The organism is Streptomyces griseicoloratus (assembly GCF_014534645.1).
Classification (GTDB): Bacteria; Actinomycetota; Actinomycetes; order Streptomycetales; family Streptomycetaceae; genus Streptomyces; species Streptomyces griseicoloratus.
Genome location: NZ_JACVQF010000173.1, coordinates 20,651 through 31,270, shown reverse-complemented (window position 1 = coordinate 31,270; position 10,620 = coordinate 20,651). Strand labels below are relative to the sequence as shown.

Genomic DNA, 10,620 nt, shown 5'->3' with positions numbered 1-10,620 from the left:
GCGAGGCCGGCCGAGCCGACACACGACACCACTGCCCCGTCCGGACGGTGACGGGCCGGGACCCTGGTGCCGGACCGCGGTCCGGACCTCCGGCGAGAGTCCACCGGACCGCTACACAACCGTCCGTCACAGCCTCAGCCCCGCGCGCCCCCGTTCCGACCCCAGCCGTCCGGCCGGAACGGCCTCACCACAGGGGCCGTTCCGCGAGGGCGAGGCCGGCCGAGCCGACACACGACACCACTGCCCCGTCCGGACGGTGACGGGCCGGGACCGTGGTGCCGGACCGCGGTCCGGACCTCCGGCGAGAGTCCACCGGACCGCTACATCCGTCCGTCACGGCCTCAGCGCCGAGCGCCCGTGTTCCAACCACAGCCGTCCGGCCGGCACGGCCTCACCACGGCGGCCGTTCCGCGAGGGCGAGGCCGGCGGAGCCGGGCGCACGACGCCGCCGCCCCCGTCCGGACGGTGACCGGACGGGGGCGGCGGCAAGGTACGAGGAGAGGGGCAGCGGGGACTTGGCTCCTCTCCCCGGGTACAGGGCCTCCCGGCGAGGGGAGGGTCAGCCCATCTCCTCCAGGGCCTTGCCCTTCGTCTCCTTGACGAACTTCAGGACGAACGGGACGGAGAGCGCGGCGAACACGGTGTAGATCACGTAGGTCACGGAGAGGTTCCAGTCGGCCAGCGACGGGAAGCTCGCGGTGATGGCCCAGTTGGCGATCCACTGCGCGGAGGCGGCCACGCCCAGGGCGGCGGCACGGATCCGGTTCGGGAACATCTCGCCGAGCATGACCCAGACGACCACACCCCAGGACAGGGCGAAGAAGAGGACGAACACGTGGGCGGCGATCAGGGCGACCCAGCCCTGGGTCTCCGGCAGCTTGCCGTCGACCAGGTCGAAGGAGAACGCCCAGGCCTCCAGCGCGAGGCCGATCACCATGCCGACCGAGCCGATGACGGCCAGCGGCTTGCGGCCGATGCGGTCCACGAAGATCATCGCGATCACGGTGCCGACGATGTTGATGATCGACGTCGTGAACGAGTAGAGGAACGAGTCCGTCGGGTCGACGCCGACCGACTGCCACAGCGTCGAGGAGTAGTAGAACGCGACGTTGATGCCGACGAACTGCTGGAAGACCGACAGGCCGATACCGATCCAGACGATCGGCTTGAAGAAGAAGCTGCCGCCGAGCAGGTCCTTGAAGGAGGACCTCTCCTCACGGTTCATGGCCGTCTCGATCTCGGCGACACGGGCGTCCAGGTCGATGCTCTTGCCCTCGACCTCTTCCAGGATCTGCCGGGCGCGCTCGTGCTTGCCGACGGAGATGAGGAAGCGCGGGGACTCGGGGATGGCGAAGGAGAGCAGGCCGTACAGCACGGCCGGGATCACCATGACGCCGAGCATGACCTGCCAGGCCTCCAGGCCCATGATCTCGCCGCGCTGGTCACCGCCGGCCGCGTTCAGCAGACCCCAGTTGACCAGCTGCGACACCGCGATGCCGACGACGATGGCGGCCTGCTGGAAGGAGCCGAGCCGGCCGCGGTAGGCGGGCGGGGCGACCTCGGCGATGTAGGCCGGGCCGATCACGGAGGCCATGCCGATGGCGAAACCGCCGACGATGCGCCAGAAGGCGAGGTCGTACAGCGCGAAGGGCAGGGCGGAACCGACGGCGCTGATGGTGAAGAGGACCGCGGCTATCTGCATGCAGCGGATGCGGCCGATGCGGTCGGCGATGCGGCCGGCGGTCGCGGCGCCGATGGCGCAGCCGATCAGCGCGATGGCGATGACCTGGGCCAGCGCGGCGGAGCCGATGTCGTAGCGGTCCCGGACGGCCTCGACGGCGCCGTTGATGACGGAGCTGTCGTAGCCGAAGAGGAAGCCGCCCATCGCGGCCGCCGCCGCGATGAAGATGACGTGCCCGAGATGCTCGGGCTGAGCCGTCCTGGCTCCTGATTGGGGTGCCTGCGCAGTGCTGGTCACGTGTACTCCTCGGGCCGCCGGCAACGCTGCCGGGGTGGATCTCCCTTCGAGGCACCGTCCAAAGGAACCTGAAGGTAAAAGCAACGTTGCAGAGACTATGCCTTCAAGTTTCGAAGTCAATAGGCGGAGAGCTGTGAGTTTGAAGACGCACCAAGTACGACTTCATTCAAGAGTTGAAGTGAAAGAGTCGATCTATCGCAGCCGCTGGCTGATGACCTTCGACACACCGTCGCCTTGCATGGACACGCCATAGAGCGCGTCGGCGACCTCCATCGTCCGCTTCTGGTGCGTGATCACGATCAGCTGCGAAGCCTCCTGGAGCTCCTGCATGATCCGGATCAGCCGCTGCAGATTGGTGTCGTCGAGCGCCGCCTCGACCTCGTCCATGACGTAGAACGGGCTGGGCCTCGCCTTGAAGATCGAGACCAGCAGCGCCACGGCGGTCAGCGAGCGCTCCCCGCCGGAGAGCAGCGAGAGCCGCTTGACCTTCTTCCCCGGCGGCCTGGCCTCCACGTCGACGCCCGTGGTGAGCATGTTGTCGGGGTCGGTCAGCACGAGGCGCCCCTCACCACCGGGGAACAGCCGGCTGAACACGCCCTCGAACTCGCGGGCCGTGTCCCGGTACGCCTCCGTGAAGACCTGTTCGACGCGTTCGTCGACCTCCTTGACGACCTGGAGCAGGTCGGCGCGGGTCTTCTTCAGGTCCTGGAGCTGCTCGCTGAGGAACTGGTGCCTCTCCTCCAGGGCGGCGAACTCCTCCAGGGCCAGCGGGTTGACCTTGCCGAGCTGCTGGTAGGCCCGTTCGGCCGCCTTCAGCCGCTTCTCCTGCTCGGCCCGGACGAAGGGCCTGGGCCGGTTGCGCGGGTGCTCCGGGTCCTCCGGCAGCACCTCGCCCTCGGCGGGGGGCGAGGGCGGTACCGGTTGATGCGGGCCGTACTCGGCCGCGAGCCCCGCCGGCTCCACACCCAGTTCCTCCAGCGCCTTCGTCTCCAGCTGCTCGATGCGCAGCCGTTTCTCGGCGCCGAGCACCTCGCCCCGGTGGACGGAATCCGTCAGCTTGTCGAGCTCGGCCTTGAGATCGCGTCCGGCGGTGCGCGCGGCGGCCAGCTCCTGCTCGCGCCGGGCCTTGGCGGCCTCGGCGGCGGTGCGCTCCTCGTCGGCGCGGGTGAGGGAGACCTCGATGTGGGCGAGCAGCTGCCGGGCACCGGACGCGACGGCCTCGGCGACGGCCGCCTCGTGCCGCAGCCGGGCCCTGCGCTGTTCGGCACGCGCGCGTGCCTCGCGTTCCGTGCGGGCGGCCCGGTCCAGGGAGTCGGCCCGGCCGGCGAGCCCCTTGACCCGCTCCTCGTGCGTACGGACCTGGAGGCGGGCCTCCATCTCGGTCTGGCGGGCGTTGGCCCCGTCGGCGGCGAGCCGGTCGCGCGCGGAGGTGTCGGGCTCCTCCTCGACCGGCAGCTCCTCGGCGACGGCCAGCCTCTCGGCCAGCTCCTCGGCCTCCGCCAGGGCCTTGTCGAGCGCCTCCTGCGCCCGGGCCGCCGCGGCGGCCGACCGCTCGGCCTCACCGGCCGCGCCCCGCGCCTGTCCGGCGAGCCGCCCGAGCTGCTGGGCGACGGCCGACTTCTCCCGGTCGGCGGCCCGGCGCCGCTCCCCCAGTTCCTCGACGAGCGCGGCGCACTCCCGGCGCCGCTCGGCGGCCGCGTGCTGCGCCTCGGCCAGTTCCTCGCACCGCCCGGCCAGCTCCTGGAGCTCGGCGGCGGCCTCGTCCACGGACGCCTGCACCTCCAGCAGGCTGGGCGCCCCGGCGGACCCGCCCTGCGCGAAGTGCGCGCCCAGCAGGTCGCCCTCGGCGGTGACGGCGGTCAGCTCCGGCCTGGCGTGGACGAGGTCCTCGGCGTCCTCCAGCGTGCCGACGACGACGATCCCGCGCAGCAGCCGCCGTACGGCGGGCATGAGCTCGGCGGGACCGCGCACGAGATCGGCGGCGTACGGCGGCCCGTCGGCCCGGGTCCGCTCCGGTACGTCGTCGAAGGCGCCGGCGAGCATCAGGGCGGCCCGGCCGGCGTCCTGTTTGCGCAGCAGGCGGATGGCGTCGGCGGCGGCCGACGGGGACGTCACCGCGAGGGCGTCCGCGGCGGCGCCGAACGCGGCGGCCAGCGGCACCTCGTAGCCGGGCGTCACGGTCAGCAGTTCGGCTGCGGGCCCGAGCAGACCGGTGAGACGGTCCGTCGCGTCGAGCAGCGCCCCGGTGCCGTCCTTGCGGCGCAGGCCGAGGGCGAGCGCTTCGTGCCGGGCCTGGGTGGCGGCCCGGCTGCGCTCCGCCGCGGTGACCGCCTCGCGGGCGGCGCTCAGGGCGCTCTCCGCCTCGGCCAGCCGCCGCTTGGCGGTCTCGTGCCGCTCGGCCAGTTCCTGGTCGCCGGCGTCGAGTCCGTCGACCTCGGCCTGGAGGGCCTCGTACTCCTCCTGTGCGGCGGCGGCCCGCTCCCGGGACTCGTCCCGGGCCGCGGCCAGCCGCTCGATCTCTGCCTGGGCCGCGGCGGCGCGCGAGCGGGCGGCGCTCACCTGGCCGCTGAGCCGGGCCAGCCCCTCCCGGCGGTCGGCGATGGCGCGGGCGGCGTCCTTGAGACGGCGTTCCTCCAGGGCCAGTTCGCGTTCCAGCTCGGCACGGTGGGCGACCGTGTCCTCCAGGGCCCGCTGGGCGGCCTCCAGGGCGGCCTCGAGTTCGGCCTCCTGTTCGCGGACGCGGGCGGCCTCGCGCTCCAGCTCCTCCGGATCGCGGCCGCGCCGCTCCTCGGGGGCCGCCGAGGTCGCGCTCTTCACCCGTGCCTCGGCCAGCGAGATGGTGCCGCGCACCCGTTCGGCGAGCTGGGACAGCTCGTACCAGGTCTGCTGGGCCCGCTGGAGGCGCGGGGTGAGCCGGCGCACCTCCTCCTCCAGGTCCGCCTCACGGCGCAGGGCCCTGGCCAGCTCCTGCTCGGCGGCCTCCTTGCGTTCCTTCAGGGCGGCCTCGTCGGCGATCTCGGCCTCAAGCGCCTCGCGCAGCCGTACGAGGTCGTCGGCGAGGAGGCGGAGCCGGGCGTCCCGCAGGTCCGCCTGGATGACGGCGGCCTTCCTCGCCACCGCCGCCTGGCGGCCCAGGGGCTTGAGCTGGCGTCGCAGTTCGTCCGTCAGGTCCTGCACGCGCGCGAGGTTGGCCTGCATCGCGTCCAGTTTCCGCAGCGCCTTCTCCTTGCGCTTGCGGTGCTTGAGGACGCCGGCCGCCTCCTCGATGAAGGCGCGGCGCCCCGTCGGATCGGCGTGCAGGACGGAGTCCAGCCGGCCCTGGCCGACGATGACGTGCATCTCGCGGCCGATGCCGGAGTCGGAGAGCAGTTCCTGGATGTCGAGGAGGCGGCAGGTGTCGCCGTTGATCTGGTACTCGCTGCCGCCGTTGCGGAACATGATCCGCGTGATGGTGACCTCGGCGTACTCGATGGGCAGGGCCCCGTCCGAGTTGTCGATGGTCAGGGACACCTCGGCCCGGCCGAGCGGCGGGCGGCCGGTGGTGCCGGCGAAGATGACGTCCTCCATCTTGCCGCCGCGCAGCGACTTGGCGCCCTGTTCGCCCATCACCCAGCTGAGCGCGTCCACGACGTTGGACTTGCCCGAGCCGTTCGGTCCGACCACACACGTGATGCCCGGCTCGAAGCGCAGCGTGGTCGCCGAGGCGAACGACTTGAACCCGCGGAGGGTCAGGGCCTTCAGGTGCACGCCGTCGGACTCTACCTTCCGGGGGTTGTCTCACTCCATGAACCCTTGGACCCCCGCGGTTTCACCGGTGAACGCGCAGGGCACATCAGACGTTAAAGAAGCTGAAAGGATGCGCGGGGGAGGAAACGGCGGGGCCGGGCCGAGGTCGGGCGGGGGCAAGAAAGAAGGGACGCCGAAGCGTCCCTTGCAACTCTGAGAACTGAGCGGTTGTACGGACGGCCCGACCACTGCTGATGCCGTCGCGAAGCAGTGCAGTGATCAGGTGAGCGCAGGCTCCGCCTGGTGTGCGTCAACGCTCTCCATGATCCTGTCGTGAGAAGCGGCAGCCGTCAGCGCCTCGTTCTCCGCCTGGATCCGTACGAGCTCGGATTCCAGGTCCTGGACGCGCTGCTGCAGCCGTCGCATCTCGGCGAGGAGTCGAGGGTCGGAGCCGCCGACGTAACCGAGAAGCGCCTTTGCCATGATGGATGGTCCTCCACAATGAGTGACCGACCGATGCGGTGTGGGTCGTGAGGGATTCGCACCCGCGGTGCTTGGCACTCTTGAGTTCTTCTGCCGTTCAACCATGCCAAACAGCTAAGGTGCGCGGGGCTTTCAGCGTCTCACCAAAAAGTTTGACGGTCAACACGATCACGCCCCGTATTCACGGGCACCCGGGGGCGCGCGGCCGGGAAACGGCGGCGCTGCGACTCCTGCGGGCCCCTCGGGGCGTGGCGATCATCTTGCCGTCCGGAGCCTGCCACGACAAGACTTTCTTGGCAACCACCTGCTCGTTTTCCTCCCGGGCGCCCGTCGGCGGGCCGCTCCGCAGGGTGTCCGCGGGGTGCCGCGCGGTCCGGAGTCAGCGGATGGCGAAGCCGTCGTAGCCGCCGCGAGGTGTGTCCCAGATCTCGGTGACGCCGTCCACGCGGCCGGGCGTGTCGTCGCTGCGCAGCCAGTCGAGCAGTCCCTCGCAGCGGTCCTTCGGGCCCTCCGCGACCACCTGGACACGCCCGTCGGCCAGATTGAGCGCAAAGCCACTCACGCCACCGAGTTCCAGCGCCCTGGCCCGTGTGAACCAGCGGAAACCCACACCCTGGACCTGTCCGCGCACCCATGCCACCAGCCGTACGTCCTCGCTCATGAGTGCAACCTAACCAGTCAATCTCTCACTGGACACTTCCTCCCCTGACGCCATGCGGTACCGTCCCCACCCAATGAATCTCATATGAAACTCACTCGATCGTGTGAGTTCGGTGATGATCGCGAGGTCACGTCGACCGCCAGGACGAGGAAGGCCAGGACATGGGACGCCACCGACGCTCCGCCGCCGGCCGCGCCGCCACGGACCGTGCCACGGGGGCCCAGCAGGCGGACGGCGCCGCGCACGGCGGCCCCGACCCGCTGCACCCGCGGGCGGGCGGCCGCCCGGCGATGGGGATCGCGCCCTACCTGAACCCGGAGGCCTACGCCGAGGCGCGTGCGAGGAGCGACGCCTACCTGTTCGCCACCGACGACCCCGCCGGCGACCGCCCCCGGGCCGGGCGCACCGTCGCCTTCCCGAGTGAGGGATTCACCCCCGACGACGGCCCGCGGCGCGTGGGATCGCACCGCCGCCGCAGGAGGGGGAAGGCCGTCGCGCCGGTCCGCACCGGCCTGCTCGGCGTCTCCGCCGCCGTCGCCATAGGCACCGTCGCGGTGGCCACGGGCGTGGTGCCCGGCCTGGAGAACTACAAGCTCGGCAGCGGCGCCGGCGACCAGGTGCAGTCCGCGGACTCCCCGGGCAACACCCCTGCCGAGCAGGGCGGCACCTCCGGCAGCGTCGACAGCGGCCGGCCGGGCGACGCGTCCGCGACCCCCGGTGCCGGCCGCCCGTCCGCGCCCCCTTCTTCCTCCCCGTCGCCCTCGGCGTCCCCGTCGACGTCCACCTCGGCCGCGCCGACCGAGGCGCCTGCGAAGCCCGGGGAGCCGGAGGCGGGTCGGCCCGAGAAGACGAAGCCCCGGCCGTCGCACACGGCCACGAAGGGACCCTCGAAGCCCGGCGCGCCCGCGGACGTCTCCGAGCGGGCCGTCGCCGCGGCCCAGGTGCTCGAACTGGTCAACGAGGAACGGGCCAAGGCCGGGTGCAGCCCGGTGACCGCCGACGGCGCCCTGGACGAACTCGCCGAGGACTTCAGCGAGGCCATGGCCGCGCAGGGCTTCTTCGACCACACCGACCCCAGCGGTGCGACCCCGTGGGACCGCGCCGAGAAGGCCGGGATCGGCAATCTGGGCGGGGAGAACATCGCCCGCGGCCAGGCGGACGCCCAGGCGGTGATGGACGCCTGGATGGACAGCCCGGGCCACCGGGCCAACATCCTCAACTGCGACTTCAAGGCCCTGGGAGTCGGGGTGCACTTCGGGCCGGGCGGCCCCTGGTGGACCCAGAACTTCGGCTACTAGCCCGCCCGTCCGGTGCGCTTTCTCCCGGCCGGCGCAGCCCGTCGGGGGTGCCGTGCTCACGTAGGCTGATCGCATGTCGATCACGCAGGAGCACACGGAGGAGCAGGACCTCCCCTACGACGTGTTCTCCCGGGCCTGTCCCTCGCGCGGCACCCTCGAACACGTCACGGGACGCTGGGGCGCGCTCACGCTCGGCGCCCTGCACGAGGGCTCCTTCCGCTTCAACGAGCTGCGCCGCCGCGTCGACGGCGTCAGCGAGAAGATGCTGTCCCAGACCCTGCACGCACTGGAGCGCGACGGCCTGGTGCACCGTGAGGCCCAGCCCTCCAACCCGCCCCGTGTGGACTACGAACTCACTCCGCTCGGCCGGGAGGTGGCCGGTCGGCTGATCGCCCTCATCGAGTGCCTGGAGGGCCGTATGGACGAGGTGCTGGCCGCGCGCGAGCGGTACGACGCCCGGCGGGGCGGGCCGGACGCTAGGGCGTGACGCGGGGCGGCCGCTGGCACTTCGGGCAGTAGTAGCTGGACCGGTTCATCCACGGGCGGCGGCGCATCGGTGTGGCGCAGCGCCGGCAGGGCAGGCCCTCGCGGCCGTACGCGTCGAGGGACCGGTCGAAGTAGCCGGACTCGCCGTTGACGTTGACGTACAGGCTGTCGAAGCTGGTGCCGCCCACCGCGAGGGCCGCGTTCATCACGTCCCGGACGTGGCCGAGGAGTTGGAGGGTGCGCGGACGGGTGAAGGTCGCGGTCGGGCGGTCGTAGTGCAGACGGGAGCGCCACAGGGCCTCGTCCGCGTAGATGTTGCCGACGCCGCTGATCAGCGACTGGTCGAGCAGGGCCCGTTTGATCGTGGTGCGCTTACGGCGCAGCGCGCGGTGGAACGCCTCGTCGTCGAAGAGCGGGTCGAGGGGGTCGCGGGCGATGTGCGCGATGACGTCGGGCAGGCCGTCGGCGGTGGTGTCGTGCAGCGACAGGCCGCCGAAGGTGCGCTGGTCGACGAAGCGCAGTTCGGTGCCCAGGGCGTCGGCGAAGCGGACGCGGATGCGCAGGTGCTTCTCGTCCGGCGCCTCGTGTGGCTGTACCAGCAGTTGGCCGCTCATGCCGAGGTGGGCGAGGACCGCCTGGTCGGTGTCCTCCAGGGGCAGCCACAGGTACTTGCCGCGGCGGCTGGGGACGCCGATGCGGTGCCCCTTGAGGCGCTGGGCGAAGTCGTCGGCTCCGGCAAGGTGCCGGCGCACCGCGCGCGGGTGCAGCACCTCGGCGTCGGCGACCGTCCGGTGGGCGGCCCAGCGCTCCAGGCCGCGCCGGACGACCTCGACCTCGGGCAACTCGGGCATGGGATCCCCCGTACGGGCCTGTGGGACTGTTCGGGACTGTTCTACGCTCCGAGCGCCCGCCCCGGGACGGGGGCGGGCGCTCGGAGGGTGCTTGTACGTGCTGTACGTGCTGTCGTCAGGCGGAGGCCGACGGTGCGTCGGCGCTCTTCTGGACGGCCTCGGCCGCCGCGGCCTTGGCGCGCTCGTCCGCCGCGGCCCGGATGGCCCGCCACGCGGATTCCGCGGCCTGCTGCTCCGCCTCCTTCTTGCTGCGGCCGGTGCCGGTGCCGTACGAGACGCCTCCGACGCGGGCGGCAGCAGTGAAGGTCTTCTCGTGGTCGGGGCCGGTCTCCGTGACCAGGTACTCGGGCACACCGAGTCCTTCGGTCGCGGTCAGCTCCTGGAGGCTGGTCTTCCAGTCCAGGCCGGCGCCGAGGTTCGAGGACTTCTCGATCAGGGGGTCGAACAGGCGGTGCACCAGCTCCGCCGCCGCGTCCAGGCCCTGGTCGAGGTAGACCGCGCCGATCACCGCTTCGAGGGTGTCGGCGAGGATGGATGCCTTGTCCCGGCCGCCCGTGCCCTCTTCACCTCGGCCGAGCCGGATGAAGGAGCCGAGGTCGAGCCCGCGGCCCACCTCCGCCAGCGCGCGCGAGTTGACCACCGCGGCCCGCAGCTTGGCCAGCTGGCCCTCGGGCAGGTCGGGGTGGGTGCGGTACAGCGTGTCGGTGACGACGAGGCCGAGCACGGAGTCCCCGAGGAACTCCAGCCGCTCGTTCGTCGGCAGACCGCCGTTCTCGTACGCGTAGGACCGGTGGGTCAGTGCGCGCACCAGAAGGGCGGACTCGACCTGGTAGCCGAGCCGCCCTTCCAGAAGCGTGTGGGACGAGGCCTGGTTGTCCGCCGGAACACCCCCGCGTCGGCGGGGACTGGCTTCGGCGTCTTCCACCTTCTTGGCAGTGGACACAGTGCCTCTCACCAGCCGCTCAGACCTCGAGGACCTGGCGCTTGTTGTAGGTGCCGCAAGACGGGCACGCGATGTGCTGCTGCTTGGGCTCGTGGCAGCGCTCGCACGCAACCAGGGTGGGGACCGCAGCCTTCCACTGCGACCGGCGGTGGCGCGTGTTGCTGCGCGACATCTTCCGCTTCGGAACAGCCACG

9 protein-coding genes are annotated in these 10,620 nt (G+C 71.8%); 2 read left to right on the top strand and 7 right to left on the bottom strand.

The genetic code is table 11. From position 1 onward, the window contains the following. Positions 1-559: 559 nt before the first annotated feature. The 4 genes from H0H10_RS08410 to H0H10_RS08395 form a co-directional block, all read right to left on the bottom strand. The gene (locus H0H10_RS08410; protein WP_188180226.1) at positions 560-1,978 is read right to left on the bottom strand and encodes a sugar porter family MFS transporter; all 1,419 of its coding nucleotides are present in this window, start codon (positions 1,976-1,978) and stop codon (positions 560-562) included. Between the two features lie 192 nt (positions 1,979-2,170). Further along, positions 2,171-5,725: a chromosome segregation protein SMC gene (gene smc, locus H0H10_RS08405; RefSeq protein WP_188180225.1), complete on the bottom strand. Its 3,555-nt coding sequence runs from the start codon at positions 5,723-5,725 to the stop codon at positions 2,171-2,173. Positions 5,726-5,983: 258 nt separating this feature from the next. Next, positions 5,984-6,187: a hypothetical protein gene (locus H0H10_RS08400; RefSeq protein ID WP_003993245.1), complete on the bottom strand. Its 204-nt coding sequence runs from the start codon at positions 6,185-6,187 to the stop codon at positions 5,984-5,986. 379 nt (positions 6,188-6,566) lie between these two features. Beyond that, a complete protein-coding gene (locus tag H0H10_RS08395) occupies positions 6,567-6,848 on the bottom strand; it encodes an acylphosphatase (protein WP_188180224.1) in 282 nt (93 codons plus the stop codon). Positions 6,849-7,009: 161 nt separating this feature from the next. On the opposite strand from H0H10_RS08395, the gene H0H10_RS08390 reads away from it, so the two are divergent. Beyond that, a complete protein-coding gene (locus H0H10_RS08390; RefSeq protein WP_188180223.1) occupies positions 7,010-8,146 on the top strand; it encodes a CAP domain-containing protein in 1,137 nt (378 codons plus the stop codon). Positions 8,147-8,219: 73 nt separating this feature from the next. After that, the gene (locus tag H0H10_RS08385; RefSeq protein ID WP_188180222.1) at positions 8,220-8,633 is read left to right on the top strand and encodes a winged helix-turn-helix transcriptional regulator; all 414 of its coding nucleotides are present in this window, start codon (positions 8,220-8,222) and stop codon (positions 8,631-8,633) included. Here H0H10_RS08385 and mutM read toward each other — a convergent pair. The 3 genes from mutM to rpmF all read right to left on the bottom strand — a co-directional run bounded on the left by mutM (position 8,623) and on the right by rpmF (position 10,619). Next, positions 8,623-9,483 (bottom strand): bifunctional DNA-formamidopyrimidine glycosylase/DNA-(apurinic or apyrimidinic site) lyase, encoded by an 861-nt coding sequence (mutM, locus tag H0H10_RS08380; protein ID WP_188180221.1) that lies wholly within the window; start codon positions 9,481-9,483, stop codon positions 8,623-8,625. The two genes, H0H10_RS08385 and mutM, sit on opposite strands and share 11 nt — an antisense overlap. 115 nt (positions 9,484-9,598) lie before the next feature. Beyond that, a complete protein-coding gene (rnc, locus tag H0H10_RS08375; protein ID WP_188180220.1) occupies positions 9,599-10,438 on the bottom strand; it encodes a ribonuclease III in 840 nt (279 codons plus the stop codon). 7 nt (positions 10,439-10,445) lie between these two features. Beyond that, complete coding sequence (gene rpmF, locus H0H10_RS08370) at positions 10,446-10,619, bottom strand: 50S ribosomal protein L32 (RefSeq protein ID WP_003951102.1); 174 nt, start codon at positions 10,617-10,619, stop codon at positions 10,446-10,448. Position 10,620: the final 1 nt, after the last annotated feature.